General features: G+C 63.8%; 17 protein-coding genes. 1 reads left to right on the top strand and 16 read right to left on the bottom strand.

Annotated features, from left to right (window positions below; genetic code table 11):
• The 9 genes from ybgF to AC1DT2_RS05595 all read right to left on the bottom strand — a co-directional run.
• Positions 1-654, bottom strand: a 654-nt coding sequence (gene ybgF / locus AC1DT2_RS05635; protein ID WP_477294994.1) for a tol-pal system protein YbgF, incomplete at its 3' end; no start/stop codon positions are given.
• Positions 655-762: 108 nt separating this feature from the next.
• Positions 763-1,272 carry a peptidoglycan-associated lipoprotein Pal gene (gene pal / locus AC1DT2_RS05630; protein ID WP_063571213.1) on the bottom strand — a complete coding sequence of 170 codons (510 nt, stop codon included), beginning with the start codon at positions 1,270-1,272 and terminating at the stop codon, positions 763-765.
• A 247-nt stretch (positions 1,273-1,519) separates the two neighbouring features.
• Positions 1,520-2,848: a Tol-Pal system beta propeller repeat protein TolB gene (tolB, locus tag AC1DT2_RS05625; RefSeq protein ID WP_213948575.1), complete on the bottom strand. Its 1,329-nt coding sequence runs from the start codon at positions 2,846-2,848 to the stop codon at positions 1,520-1,522.
• A gap of 111 nt (positions 2,849-2,959) precedes the next feature.
• Entirely contained in the window at positions 2,960-3,901 is a 942-nt protein-coding gene (gene tolA, locus AC1DT2_RS05620; RefSeq protein ID WP_213948574.1) for a cell envelope integrity protein TolA, read from the bottom strand.
• Positions 3,888-4,337 carry a protein TolR gene (tolR, locus tag AC1DT2_RS05615; protein WP_213948573.1) on the bottom strand — a complete coding sequence of 150 codons (450 nt, stop codon included), beginning with the start codon at positions 4,335-4,337 and terminating at the stop codon, positions 3,888-3,890. The genes tolA and tolR overlap by 14 nt, the downstream gene beginning before the upstream one ends.
• A gap of 9 nt (positions 4,338-4,346) precedes the next feature.
• A complete protein-coding gene (gene tolQ, locus AC1DT2_RS05610; RefSeq protein WP_063571209.1) occupies positions 4,347-5,030 on the bottom strand; it encodes a protein TolQ in 684 nt (227 codons plus the stop codon).
• A 32-nt stretch (positions 5,031-5,062) separates the two neighbouring features.
• On the bottom strand, positions 5,063-5,467 hold the full coding sequence (ybgC, locus tag AC1DT2_RS05605; RefSeq protein ID WP_477294990.1) for a tol-pal system-associated acyl-CoA thioesterase: 405 nt from the start codon (positions 5,465-5,467) through the stop codon (positions 5,063-5,065).
• Entirely contained in the window at positions 5,464-6,504 is a 1,041-nt protein-coding gene (gene ruvB, locus AC1DT2_RS05600) for a Holliday junction branch migration DNA helicase RuvB (protein WP_063571207.1), read from the bottom strand. The genes ybgC and ruvB overlap by 4 nt, the downstream gene beginning before the upstream one ends.
• Positions 6,505-6,547: 43 nt before the next feature.
• Positions 6,548-8,083: an MFS transporter gene (locus AC1DT2_RS05595; RefSeq protein ID WP_477294988.1), complete on the bottom strand. Its 1,536-nt coding sequence runs from the start codon at positions 8,081-8,083 to the stop codon at positions 6,548-6,550.
• A 94-nt stretch (positions 8,084-8,177) separates the two neighbouring features.
• On the opposite strand from AC1DT2_RS05595, the gene AC1DT2_RS05590 reads away from it, so the two are divergent.
• Positions 8,178-9,077: a LysR family transcriptional regulator gene (locus tag AC1DT2_RS05590; protein ID WP_477294986.1), complete on the top strand. Its 900-nt coding sequence runs from the start codon at positions 8,178-8,180 to the stop codon at positions 9,075-9,077.
• A gap of 141 nt (positions 9,078-9,218) precedes the next feature.
• Here AC1DT2_RS05590 and AC1DT2_RS05585 read toward each other — a convergent pair whose 3' ends face one another.
• From AC1DT2_RS05585 to aspS, 7 genes are all read right to left on the bottom strand, one after another.
• On the bottom strand, positions 9,219-10,070 hold the full coding sequence (locus tag AC1DT2_RS05585; RefSeq protein WP_477294984.1) for a hypothetical protein: 852 nt from the start codon (positions 10,068-10,070) through the stop codon (positions 9,219-9,221).
• A 524-nt stretch (positions 10,071-10,594) separates the two neighbouring features.
• The gene (locus AC1DT2_RS05580; RefSeq protein WP_213948570.1) at positions 10,595-12,496 is read right to left on the bottom strand and encodes a potassium transporter Kup; all 1,902 of its coding nucleotides are present in this window, start codon (positions 12,494-12,496) and stop codon (positions 10,595-10,597) included.
• A gap of 3 nt (positions 12,497-12,499) precedes the next feature.
• Positions 12,500-13,096 (bottom strand): Holliday junction branch migration protein RuvA, encoded by a 597-nt coding sequence (ruvA, locus tag AC1DT2_RS05575; protein WP_477294982.1) that lies wholly within the window; start codon positions 13,094-13,096, stop codon positions 12,500-12,502.
• Positions 13,093-13,614: a crossover junction endodeoxyribonuclease RuvC gene (ruvC, locus tag AC1DT2_RS05570; RefSeq protein WP_063571204.1), complete on the bottom strand. Its 522-nt coding sequence runs from the start codon at positions 13,612-13,614 to the stop codon at positions 13,093-13,095. The genes ruvA and ruvC overlap by 4 nt, the downstream gene beginning before the upstream one ends.
• 21 nt (positions 13,615-13,635) lie before the next feature.
• Positions 13,636-14,385: a YebC/PmpR family DNA-binding transcriptional regulator gene (locus AC1DT2_RS05565; protein ID WP_213948568.1), complete on the bottom strand. Its 750-nt coding sequence runs from the start codon at positions 14,383-14,385 to the stop codon at positions 13,636-13,638.
• 55 nt (positions 14,386-14,440) lie between these two features.
• Complete coding sequence (locus AC1DT2_RS05560) at positions 14,441-15,079, bottom strand: esterase/lipase family protein (RefSeq protein ID WP_213948567.1); 639 nt, start codon at positions 15,077-15,079, stop codon at positions 14,441-14,443.
• A gap of 16 nt (positions 15,080-15,095) precedes the next feature.
• On the bottom strand, positions 15,096-16,104 hold a 1,009-nt coding region (aspS, locus tag AC1DT2_RS05555), incomplete at its 5' end, for an aspartate--tRNA ligase (RefSeq protein ID WP_477294978.1).

Genomic DNA, 16,104 nt, shown 5'->3' with positions numbered 1-16,104 from the left:
CTGTTTCAGAGTCGCGATGGCTGCGTCCTGCTGCTTCAGCTCGATTTGGCAATAGCCGACCTTGAGCAGGCCATCGGAGACTTTGTCGCTCTGCGGATACTGCTTGACCAGTCGCTGGAAGGCTTCGATCGCCACCGGATAGTTCATGGTCACGTAGTACGACTCGCCCAGCCAGTAATAAGCGTTGGGCGCGAGCGGGCTGTCCGGATACTTGGTCAGGAAGTCGCGAAACCCGCGCGAAGCGGTGACGTAGTCACCCGCACGTAGCGACTTGAACGCAGCGTCGTACGCAGCCTGTTCGGTGGCGCTGGCCGCGGCCGTCGGCGCGGTCGCGGGCGCTGCCTGCTGGCCTGCCGCCGGAGCGACTGCCGTAGGCGTGGGCGCGGGAGCCTGGGGTGCATTGGGGGACGCGGCGGGCGACGGGGCCTGCGCTGCTCCACCCTTTTCAAGACGACCCAGCCGCGAATCGACATCCGCGTACTGCGCCTTCTGGGAATCCTGGAGTTGCTGGTTCTGGTGCTGCAGCTCTTCGATCTGACCCTGCAACTGCGAAAGCTGCTGCTGGAGATCGTTGACCTGGTTGACCAGCGGAGTCGTACCGGCGTCCTTCTGGGACTGCTGCTCGAGGCGCGACACACGGTCGGCGAGACTCAAGCGGGAGTCCTGCGCGTGGACGGGCAGACCAAAAAGCGTGGCGGACGCAATTGCGCCCGCCACGCCAAGCCTGGCCATAAAACGGTTAGCCAGAAGCTTCTTCATTACTTACTTCGCGGTGTAGACGATCTCAACGCGACGGTTCTTGGACCAGCAATCATCGTTGTGCTCACGGCAGGTCGGCTTTTCCTTACCGTAGCTCGTGACGTTGACCTGGCCAGCCGAACCGCCAGCAGCCTGGAGGGCGCTGGAAACGGCATTGCCGCGACGCTCGCCGAGGCCGAGGTTGTACTCACGCGTACCGCGCTCGTCGGTGTTGCCCTCGAGGGTCATAGCCGACTGCGGACGGTCCTGCAGGTACTTGGCGTGGCAAGCGATGATCTGCTGGAATTCCGGCTTCACATCGTTCTTGTCGAAATCGAAGTACACAACGCGCTGACGGAGGCAGGCATCGGTATCGAGATCCGACGGCTGGTACTTGCCGTCATTGGTGGGGGCCGTGGTCTGTGCAACCGGCTCAGCCGGGGGCGGCGTCACAGGCTTCACAGTCTTCTTGTTACAGGCGACCGCGCCCACGCAAAGCAGGGCGGCCAGGGTGACGCTAACGGTCTTATTCATGGGACGTTCCTTCAACAGTTGAGTTCCGACAGTCGATATACGGTTTCGGGACAGGCACCGCCGGTTGTCCGGCTGTTTTTCTACTTACATCTACGCCGACGGGGTGCTGTCCCGCACCCTGCGTCTTCGTTCCGGCGACTGCCTTTAAAGCAACTGCCGGTTAACCTTGCGTCCGCAGAAAAGGCGCGGAACACCCGCGCCCCTTCCCTGGACTTTGCCGATGTCGCGGCCCGAAACGGGCGCGCCATCAACGCTGTCTATAGGGTCCCCAGGACGGCTCGCGCACGTCACCGTCCGCGAGGACGAGACGCTGGCGTACCAGGCCGTCTGCCGAAACCGCATACAGGACACCTCGCGTACCCTGCGATGCCGCATAAAGCAGCATGCTGGCATTTGGCGCGAAGCTGGGCGAATCGTCCACGTTACCCGGGGAAACGAAGCGCACCTGCCCGCCCAGACTGCGGTCCATGATAGCGATACGATACACGTTCCCGTTGCCCTGCACCATCGCAATCTGCTTGCCGTCGAAGCTCACCGAGGCGCTGGCGTTGAAGCCGCCCTGGAAGGTGACGCGCGTGGCCGCACCACCCGATGCTGACATCTGGTAGATCTGCGGCTTGCCCGAGCGATCCGACGTAAACAGGATGCTCTGGCCGTCCGGCGTGAACGTCGGCTCGGTATCGATCGAGAAGTTGTTGGTCAGGCGCGTCTCGGCGTGGCTGGCCACGTCGATCACGAAGATCTCGGGGTTACCCACGTAGGACAGGCTCACGGCAAGCTTGCTGCCATCCGGCGACCAGGCCGGTGCGCTGTTGATGCCACGCGGGTGGGCGGCGATCAGGCTGCGCGAACCGGTGGAGATGTTCTGTACGTAGACGGCCGAGTTGCCGCTTTCGAACGAGACGTAGGCAATCTTGTTGCCGTCCGGCGACCAGGACGGCGACAGGAGCGACTCGCGCGAACGGGCCACGGTCTGCGGGTTGAAGCCGTCCGAGTCCGCGACGATCAGCGAATAGGTCGCGTTGTTACCGGTACCCACCGCCGTGATGTAGGCGATGCGGGTCCAGAAGGCGCCACGGACGCCGGTGATCTTTTCATAGATCTGGTCGGCGATCTGGTGGGCAACGCCACGCAGGTCACCCGCCGGGGCGGTGAACGACTGGGCCAGCAGGCTCTGCTGCTTGTTCACGTCCCACAGCTCGTACTCGACCTTGAGCATGCCGCCGCCCGCATCGTTGATGCGACCGATGGTCAGGAAGTCCTGCTTCAAGAGGCGCCAGGTCGGGAACTTGATGTCCGATCCCTGCGACGGCGTCTCGACGATGTCGGCCTTGTCGAGCGAACGGAACTTGCCCGAACGGTTGAAATCCGCGCGAATGACGTCTGCGACGTCGGTCGGCAGCGGCGCACCGCCGGCCTGGGCGAAAGGCACCACGGCGATAGGCGTTGCGGTCTTGAGGCCACCGACAATGTCGACGTTGAGCGACTGGGCAGCGGCAGGGCCGGCCACGAAGGCGGTCAGCACGACCAGGAGGAGAGCGAGGCGGGAAAGCGTTCTGCGCATGGGCGGATTCATTGCGACCTGGAAGTGTGAGACGGCGACGGCATGGTAACGCGATGGGGCCGGACAGCATGACCCGAATCTGAACCGCCCCGCCCGGCATCGACCGGATCGGGGCGGGCACCATCATTGCGGTCGGAACGTGAAGGTGAGGTTTCTCTGGAACACGTCCTCGAAGCCCGCATAGGGCAACGGCTGGGCGCGAAGTACAGCATTCTCGATCGAGGCCTTGCCGGAAGCATCATAAGGACAGCTGGCGTCGGCCTTTGCGCTCAGCACCTGACCACCCGGGATCTGGGTGATGTGCACCATGCAGGGGGCGTTCGGCATGTTGTCCGGACGCAGCCAGTTCGGCGTCACCGCGTTCTGGATCGCTGCGATGTACAACGCCTGCTTGCTGTTGTCCTTGCCGTTCTGACCCGTCTGGAGCTTGTCGGCGGCCGGGACGTCATCGCGACCGTCGTCCTTGGCGTTCTCGAGGTCCTTCAACTGCTGGTCGGCCTGCTTCTTCTTGCTGTCGGCCTGCTTGGTCTGCGACTTGGCGGCGTCGAGCTGTTTGAAGATCTCGTCGATCTCCTTCTGTTTCTGCTTCTTCTTCTCGTCCTGCTGAGCGTCCAGCTCGGCCTGGCGCTGGCGCTGCTGCTCTTCCTGCAACTGCTTGGCGTTCTCGGCCTTCTGCACGGCGTCATCGACCACCTTCTCCTGGTCCTTCAGGGCGGGTGTCTTCGGCGGAGGCGGCAAGGTCTCGACTTTCGGCTTCTCGGGCTCAGGGGGCGTCGGCGTCGGCTGCGCCGGCGGAGGCGGCACCGTATTCGGCACCGGCTTGGTCGCGTGCTTCGGCGGCGGCGCACCGGTGGGCCCGATCAGGGTCGCTTCGATGATCTGACCCGGAAGCTGGATCGGCGCCGGACACTTCAGCGGATTCCATTCCGCGGGCACACCCAACGCTTCGGCCCACTTTTCGTAGTCCGTGCAGGGAATGATCGCGAAGCCCAGGAAGGCCACGATGCCCAGATGGAGAAGCGCGGCGAGGACGACCGCGCGGGGCGTGCCGTTACGGTTTTCCATTCTGCGCCGACTGCGGCTGGCTCATCAGGCCGATCTTGGAGACACCGGCCTCCTGAAGGATCGGGAGGATCGAATAGACCTTGCCATAGCCGACGCGCTCGTCGCCGGCGACCAGAACCTGGAGCTCCGGGTTGGCGTCGTGGAAGGCGGTGATCTTGGCCTTGAACTCGTCCGCGCTCACCGGCTCGCGCTTGGCGCCGTTGGCGGTGAGGTAGATGGTACCGGCCTCATCGACGGAGACGACGACAGGGTCCTTCTTATCCTGCAGGGACTTTGCATTGGTCTGCGGAAGCTGGATATCGACACCGAGGTTCATCATCGGCGTGGTGACCATGAAGATGATCAGCAGCACAAGCATGACGTCGATATACGGCACGACGTTGATCTCGGACTTCAGTTTCCGCTTCTGGCGGCGATGAACGTTGCGCGTAGCCATGGCGCGGGCTCAGGCCACGTCGTCGGCGTGGATCTGGCGCTGCAGCACCGAGGAGAACTCTTCCTGGAAGACCTCGTAGCGCGACGCGATCCGCTCGACCTTGGTGGCGAAGCGGTTGTACGCCCAGACGGCCGGGATCGCGGCGAACAGGCCCATGGCCGTGGCGATCAGCGCTTCGGAGATGTGCGGGGCGACCACGGAGATCGTCACGTCCTTCATCTCGCCGAGGCCCTGGAAGGCGCCCATGATGCCCCACACCGTGCCGAACAGGCCGATATACGGGCTGATCGAGCCGACGTTGGCGAGGAATTCGAGGTTCTGCTCGAGCTTGCCGATCTCGCGGGTGCCGGCAACGCGCATGGCGCGCTCGGAACCTTCCATGATGCGGTCAGCGTCGGACACCCGGCGCTGGCGCTGGCGGGCGAATTCGCGAAAGCCGGCTTCGAAGACGTTCTCGATGCCGTGCTGACCCTCGCGATTACCCACCTCACGAAACAGGGCGGCAAGATCCGCACCCGACCAGAAACGGTCTTCGAAGGTCTCGGCGTTGTCGTGGGCGGTCTTCAGCTGGCTGTACTTGCGGATGATGATCACCCACGACAGGAACGAGAACGCCAGCAGCAGGAGCATGACCAGTTGTACGGGCAGGCTCGCTTCCGCGACCAGCTTGAAAATGTTCAATCCACCGTTCATCGCTTGAAGACTCTCCGCCGGTATCTATGGCTTTAGTAAATGGGGAATTCGTTGGGGAACAGGTCCGCCGGAATCTGGGCCGGGCGCATCGTGTCGAGGTTCACGCAAGCCGCGCGCACCGTAGCGCGCACCAGCGTCGTGCCCCCACACACAATCTCCTGATCGAACAGCATACTGGCTGAACGACGTTCTTTGACGCCCACGCTGACCAGGAGTTCATCATTCAGACGGGCCGGGCGGAGGAAATCGAGCTGCATGTCCCGGACCACGAAGCCCAGGCTCGTCGCCTCACGCAGCACCACCTGGTCGATGCCCTGAGCGCGGAGCCACTCCGTGCGGGCCCGTTCCATGAAGCGAAGGTAGTTGGAATGGTAGACGACACCACCGGCATCGGTGTCTTCCCAGTAAATCCTTACGGGCCAGCTGAAGGCGCTCATGCGTCGTCCGAAAAGAGGTCTGGAGCCACCGTCTGGCGCGGTGGCGGGGTCAGGCCCAGATGGCGCCAGGCCTTGGCGGACGCCATGCGGCCACGAGCGCTGCGGATCAGGTAGCCCTGCTGGATCAGGTAAGGCTCGACCACGTCTTCCAGGGTGCCACGATCCTCGCTGAGAGCAGCGGCGAGCGATTCCACGCCGACCGGGCCTCCATCGAAGTTCTCGATGATGGTCTTCAGCAGGCGGCGATCGAGGTCGTCGAAGCCCAGGGCGTCGACCCGGAGCATGTCGGTGGCCGCGCGCGCCAGGTCATGGGTGATCTTGCCGTCGCCGCGGACCTCGGCGAAGTCGCGCACGCGACGTAGCAGCCGGTTGGCGATACGGGGCGTGCCCCGCGAGCGCCGGGCGATCTCCACGGCCCCTTCCATGTCGCATTCGATGTTGAAGATGCGGGCCGCACGACGGACGATGGCCGTCAGCTCGTCCACGCTGTAGAACTCCAGCCGCTGGATGATGCCGAAACGGTCGCGCAAGGGGCCGGTGAGCAGGCCCGCGCGGGTCGTCGCGCCAATCAGGGTGAACGGTGGCAAATCAAGCTTGATCGAGCGGGCCGCGGGGCCCTCGCCGATCATGATGTCGATCTGGAAGTCCTCCATGGCAGGGTAGAGCACTTCCTCGACGACAGGAGACAGGCGGTGGATCTCGTCGACGAAAAGGACGTCGTTTGCCTCGAGATTGGTCAGCAGCGCGGCGAGATCCCCCGCGCGCTCGAGCACCGGACCCGAGGTGGAGCGGACATTTACGCCCAGCTCGTTGGCAATCACGTGGGACAGCGTGGTCTTGCCCAGGCCCGGGGGCCCGAAGATCAGCACGTGGTCCAGCGCGCCCTGCCGGCGCCGCGCCGCCTCGATATAGATGGCCATCTGCTCGCGCACCGTCTCCTGACCGAGGTACTCGGAAAGCCGTTTCGGACGAATGCTGGCTTCCAGCGCATCGTCGTCCATGGCGGCGGTGGCGGAAATGATGCGGTGCTCGGACATGGCCGCATTATGGCAGGGTTTAGCCGACCTACCGCTTCGCGGTTCATCCTTCGGAATGCGCGTGATGGCGTACGGTCACCCTCCGTGACGAGAGACAGAGAAAGGTCACCACCGCGGCAGTCAAGGTGATGGCGGAAAGCACCAGAAGCAGGATGCGGAACGCCTCGTCGTACTGCTGCACGAGCAAGGCGCGCGGAATCGATGGCGCCCACCGTTGCGCCTGCGCCAGATCACCGGCCGCGAGCCGCGCGCCCAGGTCCCTGGCGGCACCCTGAGAAAGAAGCTGCCCGRCATCGGTCAGGCGAATTCTTGCATCGACGACGGAGGTGAGCACGGCCATCACGATGGCCAGCGCCACACCTTCCCCGGCGACACGCGTGGTGCTGAAAATGCCGGTGGCCATGCCTGCGCGGTCAATGGGCACGACCGTCATCGACAACCCATCCATCAGCCCCCAAGGAAATCCCGCGCCGCATCCGATGAGCAACATGGCCGGAATCATCGCCGCCGGGTTGCCCCCGGGAACGCGACTCATGAGCCACAGACCGAAAGCAGCCACCAGCAATCCCGATGCGGAAAGCGCGCCCGGCGCGATCCAACGAGCAAGCCATGACGCGAACGAAGGCACCACCACGATGGGCGCACTAAGGGCCAGCATCAGCACACCCGCATCCAACTCATTGCGACCGTCGATGCCGATGAATCGCASCGGCAGCAAAACTAACAGGACGATGTAGCAGTAGCACGTGCCGATCGGCAGCAACTGGATCCCGACGAAGCGCGGAAAGCGAAACAGCGAAAGATCCAACATGGGACGGCGAACCCGCAACTCCACCCAGACGAACAGGCCCGCAAACACCACGAAAGCGGCCAACAGCGTGACGGTCGGCAGACTGCTCCACCCGTACAGAGGAGCCTGCACCACCGCGAATGTGAAACTTCCCAACGCCATCGTGAAGGTTACGGCGCCAGCCCAGTCCACACCCGATGCGGCCGGATCGCGCGACTCGCGCATGGTCGTTGCACCGAAGATCAGTGCAGCCGCACCGATCAGGGCGATGCTCAGGAAGATCGAACGCCAACCGGCGTGTGCGATGAGGACACCGGCCAGTAGCGGCCCAAAAGCGAGGCCGATGCCGAAGCTCGTGCCGAGCGCACTAAAGGCCCGCATCAAGGCACGTCCCTGGAACACCTGAGCCAGCGACGCGGAACCACCCGCCAGCGCGGCGGCCGAGGCGGAACCCTGGAGTGCCCGAATGGTATCGATGGCGAGCACGCCCGGCGCAATACACAAGGCAAGCGACAACAGCGTCAGGCTCGCCACCCCACCCACGAATACGCGCTTGCGCCCGAACTCATCGGCCAACGCACCGGCCGCCATCAGCGAACTTCCGAACGTCAGCATGAAGGCATTGGTGATCCAGGCCAGATGCGCGCCGGCATTGGCGAACTCACGTCCAATGGCCAGCGTGGCCACGGCGCCTGCCGAGAAATTGAGCGGCAGGATCACGGCGGCAAGACAGACCGCTATGAGGACAGGCAGACCGCGCGATGGCGCGGGACGAGAGACGGTGAGCATGGACAGTTCCTTGGCAAAAGCAAGGACTGCATGCTATTTGGGACGCAATTAAAGATAATCAGGCCTAGATTCCGCGCATAGAGGACTTCATGTCTTGAATCAGGCCACGGTAAACCTCGCCCGCATTGCCACGTTCGTGCAGACAGCGGAATCCCTCAGTTTCGTCGGTGCCGCGCGGCAACTCGGCGTCTCTGCCTCGGCCGTGGGCAAGTCGATCGCGCGACTGGAGAAGTCGCTGGGTGCGCGCCTCTTCCAGCGCAGCACACGTACCATCCGTCTGACGGACGAAGGGCGACTTTTCTACGAACAATGCCGCAAGGTACTTGACGATCTGCACGACGCCGAAGCCATGGTGTCGGAGTCGACGCAAACGCCGCGCGGGCGACTCAAGGTAAGCCTGCCCACCATCGGATACCGCTTCCTGGTGCCGCATCTCGCAGAGTTCCACCAGATGTACCCGGACGTGGAGCTCGACATCGATTTTAGCGACCGCCTCGTCGATATCATCGAGGATGGCTTCGATGCCGTGATCCGAAGCGGCGATCTTCCGGACTCGCGGCTCATGTCGCGCCTGCTCGGGCCCTTCCGCTTCGTTCTGTGCGCCGCGCCCTCCTACGTGCAGCGGCGAGGCATGCCCGTCAGCGTCGCGGCGCTGGCCGAGCACGATTGCCTTCAGTTTCGCTTCCCGACCAGCGGCAAGATTCGCGACTGGCCCTTCGCCAGTGCCGGCACCGCGCATCACCCGCTGACCTGCAGCAACATGGAAGCGATACGGGCGGTAACKATCGAGGGGCTTGGGCTGGGCTACATGCCAGACTTCCTTGCCCGAGACGCCCTCGCCGACGGGACACTTCTACTCATTCCTTTGGCACTACCCGCCGACGAGGGACGCTTCTGGGTCGTATGGCCGTCCAGCCGCCAGCTCTCACCCAAGATTCGTGTCTTCGTCGACTTCGTCTGCGCGCGCCTGTTCAAGGAATCGGCCGACGGCTAGGACACCTTCGTCAGATCTCGACCTGCGCACCCAACTCGATCAGCCAGTTGCCCGGGATAATGCTGGCTTCCAGCGCATCGTCGTCCATGGCGGCGGTGGCGGAAATGATGCGGTGCTCGGACATGGAAGCATATGGCAGGTCTACGAGTGGGACGGCCCTCGCGGGCCGTCCCACCGGGCAACCAGCTTCACWCAGCCCCCGCCACCAAGACTCCTTGCGAGTTCCAGCATCGCCTCCTGGTTTATCTCGGTCGCGTCTCGATTCACCGGCTGGAGATCCAAGCGAAAGTCGGTGCTTTCGTTTACCCAGCCAACCGATACCAAGGTCGCTCCGTCGGGAGATTTCATGGTCTTGACGGTAGCAGGATGACCGTTGACCTCCGTATTGAGCCACTCTTTGACCAGAGTGATGGAACCGCCACTTTCCTGATACTCGGATTCATCGAGCTGGATGAACCCCAGGCCGGGGACATCCCATGACCGCGTGACTCCGCTCCATCGCCCACCGACGATGCCACCGGCCGTGGTTGCCTCGATCATCGGCACGTGCTCAAGTCGCGTACCGGCGACCGATATCGGCGCATAGCGCAAATGAGGGAGAATTTCGACGAGCGAGTGATATCGCCTGTCGAGACGCGACGACGCACCCCGCGTCGGCTCCACTGCCTGTGAAGCCAGACGCAGATCCGGAACAACGCCATCCTCCGCGGTGTACGAGCCAATGCTCGCCTGCTGGGCAATTTCCGAGCGGACTCGCTCGGCGACCGGCCCCACGAAGGGCGAGTCCTCCAGGGGAACGATGTGGAGGCCGGGGGACGTCGGCAACTTGGTGAGGTCGAGGCCGTCCTTGTGTGCCGCTTCGATGGTCTCCGACGAAGGCTTAAGAAAAGCGGTAGCGACATCCGTCGCCGATAGATTGCTCATGGGTGCCAGGGCGAGTGCAGCGGACAACGCGTGGCACAGACCGGAAACTCTTTTCTTCGAGACTGTCATGTCACCACTCCGTCAAATTGCAGTTAGTGGTGGTCGTCCAGTGCGTTGAAAGCCGCGCCATGTCGTCACCGTACATGTGATACCCGGACACTGTGTTCCGGCTCCAATCACCTACGTCACCTGCGTAGGATCGCCACGTCACATTCCATGGCGCGTGCACGGAATGCCCGCCCACCGACCCGAACCCCGTGTGCAGGCTTTGGGTATACATGTAGTGAGTTTGGAGGGCCGGACGGTCGTAGGTGACCGACTCGTTGATGGCGCCGGCCACACAATTGGCGCGACTAAGCCATGTAACGCCGGCAGATGCGTCGGCACATATCGCCGCCGTTGCGAGCGCAAAGGCATATTTTACTGAACCCATGAGATCGCCTCATTTCATGTCCGCGAATCGGACACGTCGAGGCTAAGGTTCGAGCGTTGATCCATGAATCGGCCCGCATCGACGGGCGAGTAAGGGATAAGCATTGTCGAGGACGCGGGCGAATCCTGGCCGTACCGAGGACTCGCCCGTGCACATCAGGTCAGATCTCGACCTGCGCACCCAACTCGATCAACCGGTTGCCCGGGATCTGGAAGAAGGCCGTTGCCGGCATGGCGTTACGTGCCAGGAAAGCAAACAGCTTGTCGCGCCAGAGGGCCATGCCCGGACGACGCGCATCGGCGACGATGTTTTCACGGGACAGGAAGAACGTGGTGTCCATCATGTCGAAGTCGAGACCCTTGGGTCCGGCACGACCGAGCGACGCCGGAATGTTCGGATCCTCGGCAAAACCGTAGCGCAGCTGCAGCCCGTAGAAACCGCCGCCGTACTCGATGACGTCCATCCGCTCGTCGTAATCCGCCACGGGCGTCTCCAGCATCTCCACGGTGAGCAGCACGTTGCGCTCGTGCAGCACCTTGTTGTGCTTGAGGTTGTGCAGCATCGCGTGCGGTACGGAGTTCTGGTTGGCGGTGAGGAACACGGCCGTACCCGGCACACGCAGCGGTGGGTGGTCCGAGATATTGGCAACGAAGGGCTCGAGCGCGAGACCGGACTGCTTGATCTCGCGAACCACGAGGTCCCTGCCCCGGCGCCAGGTGGTCATGATGGTGAAGATCACCACGCCGAGCACCAGCGGGAACCAGCCGCCGTGCGCGATCTTCAGCGCGTTGGCGCCGAAGAATGCGAGGTCGACAATGAGGAAGACCACGCCCACGGTGATGACCGCGGACCAGTGCCAATGCCAGCGATAACGTGCGACGACGAGGGCCAGCAACGTGGTCATCGTCATCGTGCCGGTCACGGCGATACCGTAGGCCGCGCCGAGGTTGTTCGACGAACGGAAGCCGATCACTGCCAGCACCACGAGGACGAGCAGAAGGCGGTTGACCCAGGGCACGAAGATCTGCCCGGACATCTCGTGGGAGGTGTGCACCACGGCCATGCGCGGCGAGTAACCCAGGGACATCGCTTCGCGCGTCATCGAGAAGGCGCCCGAAATCACGGCCTGCGATGCGATCACTGCCGAAGCCGTGGCCAGCGCGATCATCGGGTAGAGCAGGTTTTCCGGCACCATCTTGTAGAAGGGATTCTCGATCGCGCTCGGATCGTGCAGCAGCAGCGCGCCCTGCCCGAAATAGTTGATCAGCAGGGCCGGCAGGACAAAGAAGAACCAGGCCAGGCGGATCGGCTTCTTGCCGAAGTGACCCATGTCCGCGTAGAGCGCTTCGCCGCCGGTAAGGGCCAGCACCACGCCTCCCAGGGCGATGAAAGCCTGCTTACCGTGCTCCATGAAGAAGCGAACCGCATACACGGGATTGAGCGCGTACAGCACCTGCGGATGATCGACGAGCTGACGCAGGCCGAGCCATGCAAGAACGAAGAACCAGACGATCATGACCGGCGCGAACGCCTTGCCGACGATCTCGGTGCCGTGACGCTGAATGGCGAAGAGCGCCACCAGGATGACCAGGCAGATTGGCAACACGTAGGTCTCGAGGGAGGGCGCAGCAACCTCCAGGCCTTCCACCGCCGAAAGTACCGACATGGCGGGCGTGATCACGCCATCGCCGTAGAACAGGGACGCACCGAAGATACCGATGGCCGCAAGCACCCAGCGGGCGCGGGGCGAGCCGCTGACACTGCGCTGGGCCAGCGCCATCAGCGCCATGATGCCACCCTCGCCCTTGTTGTCGGCGCGCATGACGAAGGTGACGTACTTGAGCGAGATCACCATCAACAGCGACCAGAAGATCAGCGACAACACGCCGAGCACGGCCATCGGTTGCGGCGTCATGCCGTGAGTGCCGAGCGTCTCCTTCATCGTGTACAGGGGACTCGTACCGATGTCGCCGAAGACGATGCCGATGGCACCGAGCGCAAGCGCGGCCAGTTTCTTGCCGTGCGCGTTGCGCAGCTCTTCAGCGTGATTATGCTGACCCATGGTTCAACTTCCCAGCGCGGCGCGTAGCGCCTTGCGAATGATGGCTTCGGCGGTGTCGCCATCGGCGGCGACTTTCTGCACAAGGCGCGAAGCTTCCACGGGCTTGTAACCGAGTTGTTGGAGGGCAACGGTGGCCTCGGCCACCGGATCGGCGGGTACGACTTCACCGGCAACGGTCGAAGGCAGGCGTACACCCACGGCGTCGACGCGGTCGCGCAACTCGACCACCATGCGCTCGGCGGTCTTCTTGCCGATGCCTGGAATCTTGGTCAGTGCGACCACGTCACCGGCATGAACCAGCCGGGACAGATCGTCGGTGGACACACCCGAAAGGACGGCCAGCGCGATCTTCGCGCCGATACCGCTGACCTTGAGCAGGTGACGGAACATGGCCCGGTCAGGCTCCCGGAGGAACCCGTAAAGCGAAACGCCATCCTCTCTTACCGCGTAATGGATAAGCAGGGTGACTTCCTTGCCGGTGGCCGGGAGATCGTAAATCGTGGACATCGGGGCGTCGACGTCGTAGCCGACACCGCCTACCTCGATAAGCAACGACGGAGGCTGCTTGCTGATGAGAGTCCMGCGCAGTCGACCGATCATCGGCGACGCCTCCATGCCGTGCGCGGGATGCCCACGCGTTCGATACTGGTCCGGGTGTGCGCATGGGCGACAGCGATCGCCAGCGCATCGGCGGCGTCCGCCTGGAGCGGACCCTTGATGCCGAGAATCAACCCGATCATGTGCTGGACCTGGGTCTTGTCGGCGCGGCCTGTTCCGACCACTGCCTGCTTGACCTCGGTCGCCGCGTATTCATGCACGATCACTCCCTTACTGACCATGGCGACAATCGCCGCGCCACGCGCCTGACCCAGTTTGAGCGCTGAGTCGGGGTTGCGCGCCATGAAAACACGCTCGATCGCGGCTTCGACCGGACCATGCTCGCCGATGATGGCGCAGAGTTCGTCAAAGATGCGTTTGAGGCGCAGCGGGAAGGTCGCCTCCCCGCCAATGACGAGCGCACCGTGCCAGACGTGAGTCAACGTGCCGTTGTCGGCCACGTCGATCACGCCCACACCCGTGCGCTGGCTGCCCGGATCGATACCGAGAATGCGGGTCATGACAGCGAGGGGTTCACGAGCTCACGCGTCTTCCGCATCCTGGCTGGGCAGGATGGCGTTGTGGTAGACCTCGTCCACGTCGTCGAGGTCGTTCAGGCGGGTCAGCAGCTTCTCGAAATGCTCGAGGGCTTCGCCGGAAGGCGTCACCAGCGGGCCGTTCGGGCGCATGACCACGTCGGAACCGTCGATGTCGAAGCCAGCGGCGACCAGCGCCTTACGCATGGCTTCGACGGCGATCGGATCGGGAGCGAGCAACACGCTGCCGATACCGTTCTCGATGACGATGTCCTCGGCGTTGTTCTCGATGGCGGCTTCTTCCAGCTTCGCCTCGACATCGGCGTCGCCGCCGGTGTGGACGACCACCTGGCCGACGCGGGTGAACTGGAAGGCCACCGAGTTCGTCGTGCCGAGGTTGCCGCCGAGCTTGGTCAGCGCAGCGCGGACGTCGGCGACCGTGCGGGTCTGGTTGTCGGTGACGCAGTCGATGATCAGCGCGGTACCCGCCGGACCGTAGCCCTCATAGCGGATCTCGTGCATGTCGGCGCCGCCTTCGGCACCCGAGCCGCGCTTGATCGCGCGGTCGATCGTGTCCCGGGTCATATTGGCGCCCAGGGCCTTGTCCACGGCTGCCCGCAGGCGCGGGTTGCCATTGGGATCGGGCACGCCGCCACGGGTGGCAATGGTGATTTCGCGGATCAGCTTGGTGAACACCTTGGCGCGCTTGGCGTCTTCGGCGTTCTTGCGACCTTCGATGGACGGGCCTCTACCCATGTGCGTTTCCTGGCTCTACCGGACTGACGAGGGCGCGATTCTAGCCGCAATCACGTTAAGGGGCTAAGGGGGTGTCAAACCGACCGTCCCGAAGAAAAACAGCAACCTGCTTCGCCACATCGGCGGACATCAGCATCCCGGTGTGGCTGGTCTCCAAGACGCAGTGGCCGGCCAGGCCGGGCAAACGGGTTTCTTCGACGCCGACGGAGCCATCGTGCTCGTCACCCAGCGCACCGACGAAGGCGCCCAGGCCGACGGGCATGCGACCAGCGATCATGCCGACCTCGCGAGCGCCATCCCAACGGTCCAGGCCGTGCTCGAGGAGCTCGCGCGAGCGGCCGAGCAGCATATCCCCGCCCCAGCGATGGGTGAGGCCGCGGGCCGCCCCGCTACCATTGAGCGGTGAACCGAGGCAGACGATCCGCCCCTGCGGCAAATCGTCATCCCTGCAGGCAAGCAGGGCGAGAATCCCGCCGAGGCTGTGTCCGACTACATGCACCGGGCCCGGGCCCAGGCTGCGGATCCGCTTGCGCAGGCGAGTGATCGCCTGCTCCGGCGGCGCGGCCACACTCATGTATTCGAACTGGTGAACGCTGAAACCTTCTTCGCGAAGGCGCCGATGCAGCATGGCCATGGCGAATCCCCGCATCCACAGACCGTGGAGAAGCAGGACTTCGGGCAGGTTGTCGGTCATCGGTATGCGACGCCGGTCAGGCCTTGGGCTCCACGGCGACGCGAACGTGGAGTTCCTTCAGCTGCGGCTCGGAAACCGGCGACGGCGCGTCGGTCATGAGGTCCTGCGCGCTGGTCGTCTTCGGGAAGGCGATGACATCACGGATGGACTCTGTGCCGGCCATCAGGGCGGCGATGCGATCGATACCGAAGGCCAGGCCGCCGTGGGGCGGCGCGCCCATGCGCAGCGCCTTGAGCAGGAAGCCGAACTTGGCGTCGGCCTCCTCCGCGCCGATGCCGAGCAGCTCGAACACGGCGCTCTGCATGTCCGGGCGATGGATACGGATGGAACCGCCGCCGATCTCGTTGCCGTTGAGGACCATGTCATAGCCGCGACTCACCGAGTTGGCGGCGTTCGCGCGAAGGTCGGCGATATCGTCGACCTTGGGCGCGGTAAACGGATGATGGAGCGCCACGTAGCGCTGCTCGTCCGCGTCGTATTCGAACATCGGGAAATCGGTGACCCAGAGCGGCTTCCACGCGTTCTCGACCATGCCGCGATCGCGACCCAGCTTGATGCGGAGCGCCCCCATGAAATCGGTGACCGTTTTCCAGCTGCCTGCGCCAAAGAACACGATGTCGCCGGAGGCGGCGCCGGTAAGCGTCAGCACCTGCTCGAGGGCGGCATCGTCGAGGAACTTGGCGACGGGTGAGTTGATACCCTCACGCCCCTTGGCGAGGTCGTCCACCTTCAGCCAGGCCAGGCCTTTCGCACCGTACTTGCCGGCGTATTCGGTCAGGCCATCGATGTCCTTGCGGGACAGGTCGGCGGCACCCGGCACGCGCAGGGCGGCCACGCGGCCGGCCGGATCGTTGGCCGGACCGGAAAACACCTTGAACTCGACGTGCTTCACCGCGTCGGCGATATCGGTCAGTTCCAGGGGGATACGCAGGTCGGGCTTGTCCGATCCAAAACGGCGCATGGCCTCTTCGTAGGTCATGCGCGGGAAGCTGGCAGCGAGCTCGACCTGGCGCACTTCACGGAAC

It is taken from the genome of Luteibacter sp. P4_E6 (genome assembly GCF_056401535.1).
This window is presented reverse-complemented; position numbering and strand designations above follow the sequence as displayed.